The organism is Agromyces sp. NDB4Y10, from assembly GCF_001620055.1.
GTDB classification, from domain to species: domain Bacteria; phylum Actinomycetota; class Actinomycetes; order Actinomycetales; family Microbacteriaceae; genus Agromyces; species Agromyces indicus.
The window spans coordinates 45,051-59,556 of record NZ_LQGY01000005.1; the positions used below are offsets into that span (position 1 = coordinate 45,051).

The 14,506-nt window shown below is 70.2% G+C and carries 14 protein-coding genes; 9 read left to right on the forward strand and 5 right to left on the reverse strand.

The window, feature by feature from the left end:
* Positions 1 to 37 precede the first annotated feature (37 nt).
* The 5 genes from AVP42_RS01775 to AVP42_RS01790 all read left to right on the forward strand — a co-directional run bounded on the left by AVP42_RS01775 (position 38) and on the right by AVP42_RS01790 (position 6,210).
* Positions 38 to 1,144, forward strand: a complete 1,107-nt coding sequence (locus tag AVP42_RS01775; protein ID WP_067945538.1) for a DNA cytosine methyltransferase — start codon at positions 38 to 40, stop codon at positions 1,142 to 1,144.
* A gap of 532 nt (positions 1,145 to 1,676) precedes the next feature.
* Positions 1,677 to 2,852: an ATP/GTP-binding protein gene (locus AVP42_RS01780; RefSeq protein ID WP_231878502.1), complete on the forward strand. Its 1,176-nt coding sequence runs from the start codon at positions 1,677 to 1,679 to the stop codon at positions 2,850 to 2,852.
* A gap of 406 nt (positions 2,853 to 3,258) precedes the next feature.
* Positions 3,259 to 4,314, forward strand: a complete 1,056-nt coding sequence (locus tag AVP42_RS01785) for a nitronate monooxygenase family protein (protein WP_067945542.1) — start codon at positions 3,259 to 3,261, stop codon at positions 4,312 to 4,314.
* 65 nt (positions 4,315 to 4,379) lie between these two features.
* A complete protein-coding gene (locus AVP42_RS16365; RefSeq protein ID WP_157356679.1) occupies positions 4,380 to 4,529 on the forward strand; it encodes a hypothetical protein in 150 nt (49 codons plus the stop codon).
* 91 nt (positions 4,530 to 4,620) lie between these two features.
* Positions 4,621 to 6,210, forward strand: coding sequence for an SLC13 family permease (locus tag AVP42_RS01790; RefSeq protein WP_067945544.1), 1,590 nt, complete (start codon positions 4,621 to 4,623; stop codon positions 6,208 to 6,210).
* A gap of 14 nt (positions 6,211 to 6,224) precedes the next feature.
* On the opposite strand, the gene AVP42_RS01795 is transcribed toward AVP42_RS01790, so the two are convergent.
* From AVP42_RS01795 to AVP42_RS01810, 4 genes are all read right to left on the reverse strand, one after another.
* Positions 6,225 to 7,481, reverse strand: coding sequence for a hypothetical protein (locus AVP42_RS01795; protein ID WP_067945546.1), 1,257 nt, complete (start codon positions 7,479 to 7,481; stop codon positions 6,225 to 6,227).
* Positions 7,482 to 7,563: 82 nt separating this feature from the next.
* The gene (locus AVP42_RS01800; RefSeq protein ID WP_067945548.1) at positions 7,564 to 8,925 is read right to left on the reverse strand and encodes a hypothetical protein; all 1,362 of its coding nucleotides are present in this window, start codon (positions 8,923 to 8,925) and stop codon (positions 7,564 to 7,566) included.
* A 164-nt stretch (positions 8,926 to 9,089) separates the two neighbouring features.
* Positions 9,090 to 9,464, reverse strand: a complete 375-nt coding sequence (locus AVP42_RS01805) for a PH domain-containing protein (protein WP_067945550.1) — start codon at positions 9,462 to 9,464, stop codon at positions 9,090 to 9,092.
* Between the two features lie 49 nt (positions 9,465 to 9,513).
* A complete protein-coding gene (locus tag AVP42_RS01810) occupies positions 9,514 to 9,948 on the reverse strand; it encodes a DUF1761 domain-containing protein (RefSeq protein ID WP_067945552.1) in 435 nt (144 codons plus the stop codon).
* Between the two features lie 177 nt (positions 9,949 to 10,125).
* Between AVP42_RS01810 and ppk2 the strand changes: the two genes are divergently transcribed.
* Positions 10,126 to 10,950 carry a polyphosphate kinase 2 gene (gene ppk2, locus AVP42_RS01815; protein ID WP_231878503.1) on the forward strand — a complete coding sequence of 275 codons (825 nt, stop codon included), beginning with the start codon at positions 10,126 to 10,128 and terminating at the stop codon, positions 10,948 to 10,950.
* A gap of 201 nt (positions 10,951 to 11,151) precedes the next feature.
* Here the strand turns inward: ppk2 and AVP42_RS01820 are convergent, their stop codons facing one another.
* Complete coding sequence (locus AVP42_RS01820; protein ID WP_082846914.1) at positions 11,152 to 12,423, reverse strand: MFS transporter; 1,272 nt, start codon at positions 12,421 to 12,423, stop codon at positions 11,152 to 11,154.
* Positions 12,424 to 12,492: 69 nt separating this feature from the next.
* On the opposite strand from AVP42_RS01820, the gene AVP42_RS01825 reads away from it, so the two are divergent.
* From AVP42_RS01825 to AVP42_RS01835, 3 genes are all read left to right on the forward strand, one after another.
* On the forward strand, positions 12,493 to 12,882 hold the full coding sequence (locus tag AVP42_RS01825) for a MerR family transcriptional regulator (protein WP_067945555.1): 390 nt from the start codon (positions 12,493 to 12,495) through the stop codon (positions 12,880 to 12,882).
* Between the two features lie 92 nt (positions 12,883 to 12,974).
* The gene (locus AVP42_RS01830) at positions 12,975 to 14,087 is read left to right on the forward strand and encodes an epoxide hydrolase family protein (RefSeq protein WP_067945557.1); all 1,113 of its coding nucleotides are present in this window, start codon (positions 12,975 to 12,977) and stop codon (positions 14,085 to 14,087) included.
* A gap of 167 nt (positions 14,088 to 14,254) precedes the next feature.
* Positions 14,255 to 14,446, forward strand: a complete 192-nt coding sequence (locus tag AVP42_RS01835; RefSeq protein ID WP_067945559.1) for a hypothetical protein — start codon at positions 14,255 to 14,257, stop codon at positions 14,444 to 14,446.
* Positions 14,447 to 14,506: the final 60 nt, after the last annotated feature.

Consider the following 14,506-nt stretch of genomic DNA (forward strand, 5'->3'; position numbering starts at 1 on the left):
GCGTCCAGCGTCGCACCGGCCGGCTAGACTCTGGGCGATGCTCCCCACCGCCTCTGCCAATACTCGCACCGACGAGAAGGATTCCAGCGCCATCCGCGTGCTCGACCTGTTCGCCGGTGCCGGTGGCCTGACCGCCGGGTTCCACGCGGCGTCGCCACGCTTCAAGAGCGTTCGGGCGGTCGAGATGGACCTCGCGGCCGCGGCGAGTTACGCCGCCACCTTCGGCGACGACATCGTCTATGCAGGGAGCATCCAGGACTGGCTCGTCAATGAGACCGTGCCCAGCGTGGATGTCGTCGTCGGAGGACCTCCTTGCCAGGGGTTCTCGAACCTCGGCAAGCGAGATGTCAACGATGAGCGAAACCTCCTGTGGCGCCAGTACGCTGCGACGATCCGCCGTGCTAAGCCGAAGTACTTCGTCGTCGAGAACGTCGCGGCGTTCGCGAAGTCGTCCCAATTCACCGACTTTCAGCAGGCGACCGCGCCCGGCGGGCTGCTTGAGGAGTACGACTTCCGGCACGCCGTGCTGAACGCCGCTGACTACGGGGCGTTCCAGGCGCGCAAGCGTGCGGTGGTCATCGGCTTCCGCCGCGACCTGCCGTTCCCGGGATTTCCGGCACCCACCCACCTGAAGGCCCACCGCACGGTAGAGGAGGCGTTCGACGGCATCCCATGGGTTCCAGCCGGTACTGACCTGCCCGAGCGGAAGTACGACTTCGCGGACAAGTCGTTCTTCGGGGCGTATCGAGCCTCTGAATTGCACCTCGACCGACGGTACGAGCCGATTTCGATCGATCGCTTCGCGGCGATTCCGCCCGGCGGGAATCGATTCGACCTGCCGGACCACCTGTTGGCCCCATGCTGGCGCAACCATAAGTCCGGCTCGGGCGACGTGATGGGCCGCCTGTATTGGGACAAGCCCTCGGTGACTGTCCGTACGGAGTTCTTCAAGCCGGAGAAGGGCCGATACTTGCACCCTGAGGCGAATCGTGCGATCACCCATTACGAAGCCGCCGTCCTTCAAGGATTCCCCGACGATCACAAGTTCGTCGGGTCGAAGACCGCGATCGCTCGGCAGATCGGCAACGCTGTGCCGATCCCGCTCGGCAAGGCGATCGCCGAGGTCCTCGCGACCCGTCTCTAGCCGGGCCCTGGAGCAGTGATGACTTCGAAGGCCGGGAAACTCGGGCTCAGATAACTCCTCTCCGCCCTACGCGCCGATCAACGTTGTGCGAGGCGCCAGACCCCGTCATTGGTATCGACGGGTGACATCACACCTCCTCGTCGCAGCCTGTTCGCGGCCCATCGAAGATCGTATTGCCACGTGTAGAAGAGATCCCCCGAGCTCCTGAGGTCGTCCTCGTGATTTCGCCAGACGTGTTCCGCGATGCGGACGTGGTGGGCCGCGCCGCCCATTTCTCTCAGTGCCTCTTCGGTCCAATCCGCGAGATCATGCTTCGTCGCCATCTCTTGAGCATGCCAGACCAACGGCGTCGAGAACGCCCAGCGCCCCGGTCCTACCAGGGCGTGATTTATCCAGGTATCACGGTTCGGTGTTCTGAAATCCGGCGGCCGGCTCGATGTCTAGCGGTCATCATGTCGCAGGCATGTCCGATCAGTGCACAATACTGAGGGCATGGCTCAACTGTCCTTCACTCGAAATGGCGGGAACTAGCGTGGCAACGAAGGTGAAGGTTCAAGAGATCGCCGTCTTCGGAGAGAGCGGAAGCGGCAAGACCGTCCTCTTGTCGTCGTTCTACGGCGGAACGCAGGAACCCTCGTTCAGAACCGGAAACTCGTATCGCGTGCTTGCGGACGACACGACTCAAGGCAATCGCCTGAAGCACAACTACCTTCGTATGCGCAACGAGGCGGAAGCCCCGGAGACCACCAGGTTCCGGGCCGAACCGTACTCCTTCACCATCAAGCCGAAAGAGAACACCAATCCCGACGCAGCCAAGGTTGCAGGAAGGAGCTTCGGTGCCCTGCGGCTTGTATGGCACGACTACCCCGGCGAGTGGTTCACAGAGGAGCCCAGTACCGATCAGGAAGCAAGTCGCCGAATCGACACGTTCCGCAAGCTGCTGAACTCCGACGTAGCGCTCGTGCTCGTGGATGGGCAGAAGCTCATCGACTACTCAGGCGAGGAGGAGCGCTACCTCAAGTCTCTATTCTGGGGAATTCGCGAAGGACTTGAGAAGCTCAAAGAAGACATCCTTGTCAACGGCGCCCTGATTGCACGGTTCCCTCGAATCTGGATCGTCGCGCTCTCCAAGGCCGACCTTCACCCATCCCTCACTGCGCAAGACTTCGAGGACCTCATCATCCAGAAAGCAGCCGGTGACCTCACAGCGCTCCACGAGACAGTGAGGGCCTTTGTGCAAGTGCCAGCTGCCCTCTCTCTTGGCGAGGACTTCATGCTGTTGTCCTCGGCCAGGTTCGAACCGGGCAAGATCGAAGTCACAAAGAGGGTGGGCCTCAACCTCCTGCTCCCTGTTGCCACGATGCTGCCACTCGAACGGGTCGCTCAGTGGGTCGATAAGTTCGATGTTCCACTCAAGATGCTGGGCGGGCTCGCGAATCGAGCCGACGAATTCATGAAGGTACTTACAGTGAGGATTGCGCCGTTCGTCGCGAAGCTCATCGCTAAGATCCCGAAAGTCGGCCCAGCTCTTGCCCCGCTTACAGTCCCCGTGGTGATGTTCGCGGTGAAGCTGGGGAAGGAGAAGGTCGAGGAGCTTCACGCACAGGCCATAGCGGACAAGGACTACCTTGCAGCGACTATCACCCAATTCCGGCTCGACCTCGAGCACGGGGTGACGGAAGACGTCCTGGTCAAGAGCCCGTGGTAGATCTCATATGGGCGACAAGAGGTCGCACGTGGGGCTTTCGTTTCCTACTTGACGGCGGCATGCCAAATGCCCTCGCATCGTACGAGAGTGCATTCGTCGGGGCAGAGAACGAAGCTACGCTCTGTCGCCGAAGTGGCGCCCGAGTTGCCTTGCGCTTTCCCGACCCTTTGCGGCGCGCGGATAGCGCTGGCCGAACCATCCCACACGACTTCGTGATCATGGGTTCTGCTGCCACGCACCTTGGGTCAGTTGAGGATGGCGTCCGCGAGATCTGGCCGATTGTCGCGGAGGTCTACGCAGACGTCTGGGATGGCGAGACACCACCCTCAATTTCCTCGATTCGATCGACGATCGCGACGGGGTGACCTAGCCCACCGATCGGCAGGAACGAGCGCAGAGGAGCGCCATGACCAACGCATCCATCCGCTTCACCGACCTCCTCGGCATCCGCCACCCGATCGTGCTTGGCCCGTTCGGCGGGCTCTCATCGGTCGAGCTCACCGCGACCGTGAGCGAGCTCGGCGGCCTCGGCTCGTACGGGCTCTACGGGTACGACGCCGACCGCATCCGCGAGACGGGTGCCGCGATCAGGGCGGCGACGGACGGACCGTTCGCGCTCAACCTGTGGCTGCCGATGGCGACGGATGCCGCGCCCGAGCCCGGCGCGTTCGAGCGTGCCGTGGCATCCGCTCGCCCGTTCTTCGACGAGCTCGGGGTGCCGGCGCCGGAGTCGCCGCCGCAGCGGTTCCTGCCGACGTTCGAGGAGCAGTGGGCGGCCGTGCTCGAGGTGCGGCCCGCGGTGGCGAGCTTCGTGTTCGGGGTGCCGCCGGCGCACGTGGTCGAGAGCGCTCGGGAGCGCGGCATCCGTCTGGTGGGCACGGCGACCACGGTCGAGGAGGCGGTCGCGCTGCAGGACGGCGGAGTCGACGCGATCGTCGCGACCGGGATCGAGGCGGGTGGGCACCGGGTCGCGTTCCTGCGCGAGCCGGAGCAGGCGCTCGTCGGGTCGATGTCGCTCATCCCGCAGGTCGTCGACGCGGTCGAGGTGCCCGTGATCGCTGCGGGTGGGATCGCCGACCGGCGCGGCGTCGCGGCCGCGCTCGCGCTCGGCGCGGCGGGCTTGCAGGTCGGCACGGCGTTCCTGCGCACGCGGCAGTCCGCGACGACGGCTGCCCACCGCGACGCGATCGCGCGAACCTCTGCCGAAGACACGGTGCTGACGCGCGTGATGAGCGGGCGGCTCGCGCGCGGCGCGGCCAATCGGGCGGTGCGAGAACTGACCGCGGCCGGAGGCACTGCGCCGTTCCCGATGCAGAACTGGATCACGGGCCGCTTCCGCGCCGAGGCCGCGCGGGTCGGGCGCGGCGACCTGCAGGGGCTGTGGATGGGACAGTCGGGGCGACTCGCGGTGCGCGAGGATGCGGGCGAGGTGTTCGCCGAGCTGGTCGCCGGGATCAGGTAGCCGCGCCCACAGGCTCGGGTGCCCGCACTTCCCCACGCTGAGGCGGCCGAGAGGAGAATGGGCTCGTGGAGCAGCGCGACGCGGCATCCGACGCCGAAAGCGCCCCGGGCGTGGCGACGGGCGCGGTCTGCTGGCTCGCCGCGACCTGCGTCGAGTGCGGAGCGCTTGTCGAGGGCGGCACCTGCTGGAACTGCGGGACCCGCCGCTCGGAGTGAAGCGCGGTCGACGCCGCGACCGATCAGGGACCCTCAAGTCCAAGCCCAGAATCCCGATGCGGCCACCGCCCGCGCCCACTAACGTCGACTCATGGTCGACCCGATCGTCGCGACGTTCGTCATCCTGGCGCTCGCGATGGTCGGGTTCGTGAGCGGCCGCGTCCCGATCGCGCTCGTCGCCGTCGGCGTGGCCCTCGCGCTGTGGGCGACCGGCGTGATCACCCTCCCGCAGGCGCTCGCCGGGTTCGGCGATTCGACGGTCATCTTCATCGCGACGCTGTTCGTCGTGAGCGAGGCACTGGATGCCACGGGTGTGACTGCATGGGCCGGTCAACAGGTCATCGGCCGGGCCGGCACCGGCCGGCGGCAGCTCACCGTCGTCGTCGCGTTGATGGTGGCGGTGCTGACCGCGTTCATCAGCCTGAACGGCGCCGTCGCCGCGCTGCTGCCCGTGGTGGTCGTCGTGGCGCTCAACGCGGGCATCGCCCCGTCGCGACTGCTGCTCCCGCTCGCCTTCTCGTCGCACGCCGGGTCGTTGCTCGCGCTGACCGGCACCCCGGTGAACGTGCTCGTGTCGGATGCCGCGGCCAACGCCGGCGGCGAGCGGTTCGGGTACTTCGAGTTCGCTTTGGCCGGCCTCCCGCTGCTGGCGATCACCGTCGCGATCCTCGTCACGTTCGGCGACCGGCTCCTGCCCGACCGGAAGGCCGACCAGCTCGACACCGCACCCGCCGACCCCGAAGCCATGGCCCGGGAGTTCCGCCGCAGCTACGACCTGACCCACGACACCGGCACGTTCTACACGCCCGACGAAGGCGTCGCCGAGGTGATGATCACCCCGCGGTCGGAGTACATCGGGCGCAAGGTGTTCCCGGGCATGACCACGCTGCGCGAGAACCTCGTGATCATCGCGATCAAGCGGAACGGGGAGCGACATCCATCGGGAAGCGACGACGACGAACCCGAGGCGCTGCGCCCCGGCGACTCGCTCCTCGTGCGCGGCCCGTGGGATGCGCTCGAGCGGTACGTGCGCCTGCCCGGCGTCATCCCGGTCACCGAGCCGCAGTCGCTGCGCCGGGCCGTGCCGCTCGGGCGCGGCGCCCGGCGCGCCATCGCCGTCCTCGTCGCCATGGTCGTGCTGCTCGCGTCGGGGCTCGTGCCGGCCGTCGTCGCCGGCCTCCTCGCGGCGGGCGCGCTCGTGCTCCTGCGCGTGCTCGACCTGCCGCAGGTGTGGCGCTCCATCCAGTGGAGCACGGTCGTGCTCATCGCCGGGCTGATCCCCCTGTCGACCGCGTTCATCGAGACCGGCGCCGCAGAACTCGTCGCCGGCTGGCTGCTTGACCTCGTCGGCACGGCGAGTCCGCACCTCGCACTGCTGGCGATCTGCCTGCTCACGCTCCTGCTCGGGCAGGTGATCAGCAATGCAGCCACGGTGCTCGTCATGATCCCGATCGCCCTTTCCGTCGCGGCCACCCTGGATGCCTCGGTGCAGCCGTTCATGATGGCGCTCACCGTCGTCGGCGCGGCTGCCTTCTTCACCCCGATCGCCACGCCCGTGAACCTCATGGTGCTCGAGCCCGGCGGGTACAAGTTCGGCGACTACTGGCGCCTCGGCACCCCGCTCGCCCTCGCCTACGTGGTCATCGCGGTGCTGTGGGTTCCGGTCATCTGGCCGTTCTGAGCCGGCTCGGCCGTTCAGGATGCCGCAGCGACGCGCCCCGTGGCACGGAACGCCTCCACGTCGCGGCGCGCCAGATCGACGGCCTCGCTCGCGAGGGACGCGACGCGACGCGCCATCGCCAGCACGCGGGCGCCGTGGTCCGCGTCGATCACCGCGACCGTCTCGGTGGGGGTGCCGAGGCAGTGGGCCAAGGCGGTGCGGATGCGCTCGGACTCCGCCAGGCGCGTGAGGGCTTCAGCGCCGATCCAGCCGGGGTGGCCGGCGATCGCGTCGCGCGCGGCGTCGAGGCGACGGTCGGCGTCCTCGATCGCGTGGTGCACGTGATGCGGGTGGTGCACGGATGCCGCGGGCGACGTCGCGCGTTCGCGGGCCGGCGCGAGCGCGGCATCCAGGGCGGCATGCGCCTCGCGCACGCGAGCCAGGTGCGCGAACGGGTCGGTGTTGACGCCCACCGCAGGCAGGTCGGCGAGTGCGGCCCGCAGCTCGGCGACCGCCTCGGCCACCCGGTACGGATGCGGCTCGCCGGGCACCGCGGCGAGCGCCCGACGGGCCTCGTCGACGGCGCCGGCGAGCGACGCTTCGGCGCGCAGCGCCTCGACCTCGAAGTCGTCCATGGCGTCGAGCAGCGCAGCGGCCCGATGCACGGCGGCAGCGGATGCCTCGAGCGCGACGCTCGCCGGATCCAACTGTCCGGCGGCCCGCCGCCGGGCGGCCACGGCGACGCCATGCTCGGCGAACGCCAGCAGCTGCTCGGCTTCGGCCGCGTTGGCGGCGACCGGCGCGAGCGCCGACCGCGCGTAGCGGGCGGCCAGCCGCTCGAGCGTGTCGCGCGCGTGCGGGAGGCGGGCACGCAGGCGTTCGGCGTCGGCGTGCACCGTGGCGAAGACCTCGGGCGCGCGTCGCAGCCGCGCAGCGGCCTCGGCGACGGCCGCCGTGTGCTCGGCGAGCACGCGCTCGACCGACTCGCACAGCTCGATCACCCGCAGCGAGCGCGCTCGCACCTCCGCCGACGACCCGGGACCCCCATCCCGGTTCCGTCGGTTCAGGCGGAACGCCTCGCTCAGGCTCCGGCGGGCCACCTCGAGGGCGGCGCCGAGCCGGGCGGCGGCATCCGCTCCCACTTCCGCCTCGGCGAAGCCGAGTTCCTCGGCGACCGCGCGGATGCGCTCGTCGGCGGCGAACAGGGCCGATCCGGCCCGCTTCGCCAGCTCGGCGTCGTGGACCTCGGTGTCGCGCGCACTCCCTCGGCGGCTGACCCGGAACCCGGCCATAGTCCATGGTAGGCGCGCGCATCTGCGCGCGCCATGGGATCAGGACGGGCGCCGGCCCAGCGGCATCCGCTCGCCGCCGACGTCAGTCGAAGATGCCGTCGAGGATGCTGCCGATGACGAGGCCGCCGAGGATGCCGCCCATCATGTCGCCGCCACCGCCGCCGCGGCGGCCGCCACCCCAGCCGGGCCCGCCGGGGCCGCCCCACTGGTCGTACCCCTGCGGGCGCGAGGAGTCGATGTCGCGCCGCGCGAGGTGCAGCGCCTCCCCCGCGAGCTGCGCCGCGCGGCGGGCCATGAGCATCGCCTGCTCGCGGTGGTCCTCGTCGATGACGCTCGCGGTCGCCGCGGGCGTGCCGAGGAAGCGGTCGAGGTCGAGGCGGGTGCGCTCGGCCTCGGCGAGTCGGGTGCGCGCGTCGGCGCCGATCCAGCCGCGGTGGCCGGCGATGACGTCGCGGGCGACGGCGAGCTGTCGGTCGGCGTCGTCGATCGCGTGGTGCACGCGGTCGAGCGGCGGGATGGGACGCGCGGCACGTTCGCGAGCGGCGGCGATCGCGGCATCCAGCCCCGCATTCGCCTCGCGCAGGCGGTCGAGGTGCGTGAACGGGTCGGTGTTGACGCCCGCGGCCGGCAGCGCGGCGAGCGCCGCCTGCAGCTCGCCGATGGCCTTCGCGACGCCGGGCGAGTGCGGCTCCCTCAGGGCGACGGCGATGTCGCCGCGCGAGTCCTCGACGATCGCCGCGAGCGTCGACTCGGCCCGCAGCGCCTCCACCTCGAACGTCTCGACCGCGTCGAGCAGGGTCGCCGCGCGACGCACCGACTCGACGGATGCCTCGATCGCGAGGTTCGCCTGCTCCCGCTGCCCCGCTTCGCGGCGCCGCTCCGCGACGCCGACGCCGTGCTCGGCGAACCCGAGCAGTTGCTCCGCCTCGGCCGGGTTCGCCTCCACCTGCGCGAGCGCCTCGGGCGCGTACCGGGCGGCGAGCCGCTCGACCGTGTCGCGCGCGATCGGGAGGCGTTCGCGGAGGAGCGCGACATCCCCCCTCACCCCGGCGATGATCTCGGGGGCGCGCCGGGCCCGCGCGATGCGCTCGGCGAGCGCCGACGTCTGGTCGTCGATGACGTCCTCGGCCCACTCGCACAGCTGCACGATGCGCGCGTTACGGGTGCGCAGCTCTTCGCGGGTGTCGGGGATCTCGTCGTGGTTCAGCTGGTGCAGGTGGAACGCCTCGCTGAGGTGCGTGCGCACGGTCGTGAGCGCCTGGGTCAGCGGCTTGGTCGCGTCGGCGCCGAGCTCGGCCTCGGCGAACACGAGCTCGTCGGAGGTCACGCGGATGCGCTCATCGGCGGCGACCAGCGCCGACCGGGCGCGCTTGGCCAGGTCGGCGTCCTGCGCGTCGAGCTCCTGCTGCTCTTCCCGTTTGCGCTTGCCCCAGAACCCGGCCATGTGACGATCCTACGGTCGGCGGATCGGGGCGCTGCTGGGAGCGCGCCCCAAGGCAGGGGCATCCGTGGTCCTCTTTCTCCACAGCGCCGAACTCGGACAACTGCTCGGGAGGAACGGGCGCGTGAAGCCGGACCGAGGCTGTGCCGCCGATCGCGACCCGATCGTCAGTGCTGCAGCACCGCCCAGGCGAGAAGACTGTCGATGCGCCGAATATCCGCGCCCTTGGTGAGCTTGACCTTGATATGGCCGGCTCGGGTCCAGAGCTCAACCTCCGCGTCGCGATCCAGCAGCCCGCCGGCGTTCTCGGTGGACCACATGTTGATCGAGCTGTACGGAAGCGAGTAGATCTCGACCTTCTTGCCGGTAATCCCCTGCGCGTCGCGGACGATAAGGCGCTTGGTCGTGAAGGTTGCCGAGTCCCGGAAGGTCTTGAAGGAGGCGACGGCCTCCTCACCTTGGACCAGGAGCGCCTGCACGTCAGCCGGAATGGGAATCTCGTTCTGTAGGGTCCACGAGAGAATCGCAGCGGTCTCGGTCATGTCGGCTCCTTTGCATCGGGTTCAGCTCCGAAGCCTAGTGAGCCCGCGGCTAGACGGTTCCCTCCGGCGGCCAGACCCCGATGATGAGGCCCATCACGGCCACCGTGACGAGCTCGTGCCCGATGTTCATCGTGGTGAGCGCCGAGGGCCGGCCCTCGAACGCGTCGTGCGTGATGAACCGCGCCGCGGTGAAGCCCGCCCACAGGATGAACGCCGTGAACATCGCCGCCATCAGGTAGCTGCCGCCGTAGAAGTGCCACGCGATGGTCGACGCGCCCGCGAGCACCCACGCGGTCACGAAGCTGACGAGCACGGTGACCACGATCGGGCCGACGGCACTCGAACCGGGCCGGTCCATGTCGACGTTCGCGAGCTTCGACCAGCGCGTGCCGAACACGCCTTTCGCGTACCAGATCGTGCCGACGACCATGCTCGACAGCGTCGCCAGCAGCACCGCCCAGTAGTTGATCTCGGGGACCGTCATCTCCGCCTCCTCGCCGCGACCGAGGTCGCTTGACCAGGCGCTGCAGTCCGCAGCGCACGAGGTGTTGCTGGCCGCGAGCGTACTCCTCCCGCGGTGCCCGTGGGGGCGCAGCGCGCCGGATGCCGCGTGCCGCGCCGTGCCGCGGCATCCGTTCTAGGCTCTGGTCAGGGGTGCCCGATGACCAGACGGATGCCGAAGGCGCTGTACGAGCGCGAACTGCGCGCGTTGCAGGCGCAGCTCGTCGACATGCAGGCGTGGGTGCAGCAGACCGGCGCCCGGGTCGTGGTGATCTTCGAGGGGCGGGATGCCGCGGGCAAGGGCTCCGCGATCAAGCGCGTCAGCGAGTACCTGAACCCGCGCGTCACCCGCATCGTCGCGTTGCCCACGCCGAGCGAGCGCGACAAGACCCGGTGGTACTTCCAGCGGTACGTGCCGCACCTGCCGGCGGCGGGCGAGATGGTGCTCATGGACCGCTCCTGGTACAACCGCGCCGGCGTCGAACGCGTGATGGGGTACTGCACCAACGAGGAGTACCAGCGGTTCCTTCGGCAGGCGCCGATCTTCGAGCGGATGCTGGTCGAGGACGGCATCATCCTGCTGAAGTACTGGTTCAGCGTGTCCGACGTGGTGCAGGAGGAGCGGTTCCGCTCGCGCCTCGAGGACCCGATGCGGCGCTGGAAGCTCAGCCCCAACGACGTGATGTCGATCACGAAGTGGGAGGACTACTCGCGCGCGAAGGACACCATGTTCGTGCACACCGACATCGCCGAGGCGCCCTGGTACGAGGTGGAGAGCGACGACAAGCGCGCGTCACGGATCAACATGATCTCCCACCTGCTGTCCAAGGTGCCGTGGGAGCCCGTCGTGTGGGAGCCGATCGTGATCCCGCGGCGGCCGCCCGCCGGTGGGTACGAGCGCCCGCCTCGGGCGTGGACGAACTCGGTGCCGGATGTCGCGGCCGAACTCATGCGGCGGCACGCGGGGGGCGGCGCTGGCGGCTGACGCGTCGCCCAGCGCCGCGACCCCGAGGACGGCCGCTTGGGCGACCGGCATCCGGCATCCGGCATCCGGCATCCGGCATCCGGCATCCGGCATCCGGCATCCGGCATCCGGCATCCGGCATCCGGCATCCGAGCAGGGTCTCGCCCGCGATCTCGGTACCGGAGTACCGAAGTACCGGACCACCGCGCCGACGCGACTCGTTCACGCGCGGTCGCGGGGCGAGCGCCGCGCGTGCCCGACCGCGAGCCCGACGACCGCGGCCGCGACCACCGCGGCGGCGAGCGCCGGCAGCGCCGCTATGCCCAGGCTCCCGACGACGAGCGACGCGAGCGCCGCGCCGACCGCGATGCCGAGGTTGAACAGCACCGGGATGAGCGCGCCCGCGAAGCCGCGGTGCTCGGTCCCCGCGAGCCGCAGGATGAGCGTCTGCGCGAGTGCGGGCAGCGCTCCCGACGCGGTCGCCCAGGCGACGACCACGACGATGCCGATGGCGGGGTGTGCGTCGACGACCGAAAGCGCGAGCACGGCTGCCGCGGTTGTGATCGAGCTGATCAGCAGCGCGCGCTCGGTGCGGGCGCCGAACCGCCCGGCCAGCACGACGCCGGCGGCCGACGCGAGCCCGAACACGAGCAGCATCGTCCCGACTCCGCCGGGCACGACGGCGGCGGGCGACTCCACGAGCCGGGTGATGAACGTGTAGGCGCCGTAGTGTCCGACGAGCAGCAGCGCGACGAGCAGGGTCAGCACGAGCAGCGGGCGGATGCCGCCGGCGCGGCCGGCACTGCCGTCGGCGTGAGTCGCGGCATCCGCTGCACCGGACGAGGTCGTTTCGCCCGGCGCGCCGGAGCCTGCGGCGGAGACGGGCGCCCGCACGACCAGGAACACGAGCACCGCTGCGACGAGCGCGAGCCCCGCGAGTCCGCCGAACGCGGCCCGCCATCCGACCGCGTCGGCGACGAGGCTGCCCGCCGGAAGCCCGAACACCATGCCGAGCGTGGCGCCGCCGAGCACGACGGCCACGGCACGCGCGAGGTGGCGGTCGGCGACGAGGTCGGCGGTGACGGCGTTGGTCGTCGCCCACAGCAACCCGACGGCGAGGGCGCCGAGCAGGCGCGCGGCGACCGCGGGTGCGTAGCCGGGCGCCATCGCGGTGAGTGCGGCCGACGCCGCGAGCACCACGAGCGCGGCCACGATGACCGTCCGCCGGTCGATGCGCCGCGTGAGGCGCACGAGCGGGAAGCTGCCGATCACGACGACCGCCGCCCACACCGAGACGAGCAACCCGATGCGGGGCTCGCTCACGCCGAGGCCCGCGCTCATCTGCGGCAGCACCGCAGCGGGCAGCATCTCCGCGGTGACCATCGTGAACGTCGCACCGCCGAGCACGAGCAGCGGGAACCAGGGGAAGCGATCGGTCGCGCGGTCGCCCCCACGTGCCGCGCGGGACCGTTCGAGATAGGTGGTGTCGCTCATGCTCCGACGCTAAACTTTGACACTGATGTCAATGTCAAGCTCGGGTGTGAGCGGATGTCGGAGACCCACATGAAGATCGGCGAACTCGCGAGTCGCGCGGGCGTCTCGCCCCGACTCGTCCGCTACTACGAAGCCCAGTCGCTCCTGGCTCCGACCCGGCAGGCGAACGGCTACCGGAGCTACGACGAGCGCCACGTCGAGCGGGTGCGGCGCATCGCCGGTCTCGTGCAGTCGGGCCTCACCACCCGCCTGGTGAAGGAACTGCTCGACCTCGAGGACGCCGCGGCCGAGCAGCGCCCGAGCTGCCCGCGAACCGTCGCCGACATGCTCGCGCACGAACTCGACGGCATCGAGGAGCGCATCGCCTGCCTCACGCGCAGCCGCGACACGATCCGCGACTACCTCGCGCGCACCGAGCACGCCGCCGTGCTGTCCGAGCGGGCCGCGGCCCGCGGGTGACGTCGCGCGGCTCAGCGGCCGAGGCGGCAGAGCACGTCGGATGGCTGCGCCCGCGAGCTCGGGATGTCGGACGCCCTCCGTAGGTTCGGACCATGACGGCTCCGGTGCCCTTCGAGATCCACGTCGACGACGCGGTGCTGGGCGACCTGCGCGCTCGGCTCCGGCATGCACGGCTGCTCGACGACTCGCCACGGCGACCGTCCTCCGGCATGACCACGGCCTACCTCCGCGATCTCGTCGACACCTGGATCGACTGGGACTGGCGCGCCCGCGAAGCGTGGCTGAACCGGCATCCGCAGTTCATCGCGCAGATCGACGACGCGAACGTGCACTTCGTGCACCAGCGCTCGGAGCATCCGGACGCGCCCGCGCTGCTCGTCATGCACGGGTGGCCCCACACGTTCGCGATGCAGCTCGACTTCGCCGACCGGCTGCCCGACGTGCACGTCGTGGTCGCGAGCCTGCCGGGCTTCGCCTTTTCGGCGCCGTACGCCGACGGCCCGATGACCGAGCACCGCATCGCGGCCACCATGCACCGGCTCATGACCGAGGTGCTCGGCTACGGGCGCTACGTCACCTACGGAGAGGATGTCACCGCGAACGTCAGCGACCTCATCGCCGCCAGCTATCCCGAGCACGTCGCGGGCATCGCCGCGACGCACGCGCACTTCCCCACGATCGCCGAGCGCGAGGCGCTCACCGACCCGGCCGAGGTGGCGTTCTTCGCTGCCCTCGCCGAGAAGCACGGCACGGACGGCGCGTACGGCCACGTGCAGGCGACGCGCCCGGACACGCTCGCGGTCGCCCTGAACGACTCCCCCGCGGGCCTGCTCGCCTGGATCGCCGAGAAGCTCGTCGAGTGGAGCGACACCCCGCCCGGCGATCCGTCGGCCGTGGAACGGCGCATCTCGCGCGACCGCATCCTCACCGAGGCGATGATCTACTGGGTCACCCAGTCGATCCAGTCGTCCTTCCGCCCGTACTACGAGGGAGCCGACACCCCGGATCCGATCCCTGCGACCGACGTGCCCGCCGCCGTCTGGGTGCAGCGGCACGAGGGCGACTATCCCGAGTCGCTCGCCCGCGCGCACTACCGAGACCTGCGGTGGTTCGACCGACTCGACGAGGGCGGTCACTTCGCGGCGGCCGAAGTGCCGGAGGACCTCGCCGACCGGATGCGGCGCTTCCTCGCCATGCTCGACTGATCGGCGCCGCGCCGTGCTGGTGGCCGCGGCGCAGTCGGGGCCGGCAGCGCCGTGCGCCTCACCGGCGAGTACGACATGCGGATGCCACGGCCGAAGCATCCGTGCTGTCAACCGCCTGCCGACCCACCGGGCCGCGTGCGAGCGTGGAGGAAACGGAAGGAGACACCGTGACCGACATCTCGACGGGCTTCCAGGACCCGGGCGACAACAAGGACGCCGACCGCGACCGCATCCCCATGACGCAGGTGGATGACGAGGAGGTCGCCAAGCACCGCACGACCACGGATGACGCGCCCTCGGGCGAAGGCACCGGGATCGGCGGCGAGCCGACGCGGCTGCCCGCCGACGACGAGTCCTGACCGAATCGAGTCCCGCTTCTGCGATGGAGTCCGCCCGACGAGCGGGCTCCATCGCACGAA

Coding starts and splice junctions, on each gene's coding strand:
- ppk2 (WP_231878503.1), top strand. CDS start 10,126: ATGACCAGACGGATGCCGAAGGCGCTGTACGAGCGCGAACTGCGCGCG.
- AVP42_RS01785 (WP_067945542.1), top strand. CDS start 3,259: ATGACCAACGCATCCATCCGCTTCACCGACCTCCTCGGCATCCGCCAC.
- AVP42_RS01795 (WP_067945546.1), bottom strand. CDS start 7,481: ATGGCCGGGTTCCGGGTCAGCCGCCGAGGGAGTGCGCGCGACACCGAG.
- AVP42_RS01810 (WP_067945552.1), bottom strand. CDS start 9,948: ATGACGGTCCCCGAGATCAACTACTGGGCGGTGCTGCTGGCGACGCTG.
- AVP42_RS01800 (WP_067945548.1), bottom strand. CDS start 8,925: ATGGCCGGGTTCTGGGGCAAGCGCAAACGGGAAGAGCAGCAGGAGCTC.
- AVP42_RS01775 (WP_067945538.1), top strand. CDS start 38: ATGCTCCCCACCGCCTCTGCCAATACTCGCACCGACGAGAAGGATTCC.
- AVP42_RS01820 (WP_082846914.1), bottom strand. CDS start 12,423: ATGAGCGACACCACCTATCTCGAACGGTCCCGCGCGGCACGTGGGGGC.
- AVP42_RS01830 (WP_067945557.1), top strand. CDS start 12,975: ATGACGGCTCCGGTGCCCTTCGAGATCCACGTCGACGACGCGGTGCTG.
- AVP42_RS01805 (WP_067945550.1), bottom strand. CDS start 9,464: ATGACCGAGACCGCTGCGATTCTCTCGTGGACCCTACAGAACGAGATT.
- AVP42_RS01790 (WP_067945544.1), top strand. CDS start 4,621: ATGGTCGACCCGATCGTCGCGACGTTCGTCATCCTGGCGCTCGCGATG.
- AVP42_RS01825 (WP_067945555.1), top strand. CDS start 12,493: ATGAAGATCGGCGAACTCGCGAGTCGCGCGGGCGTCTCGCCCCGACTC.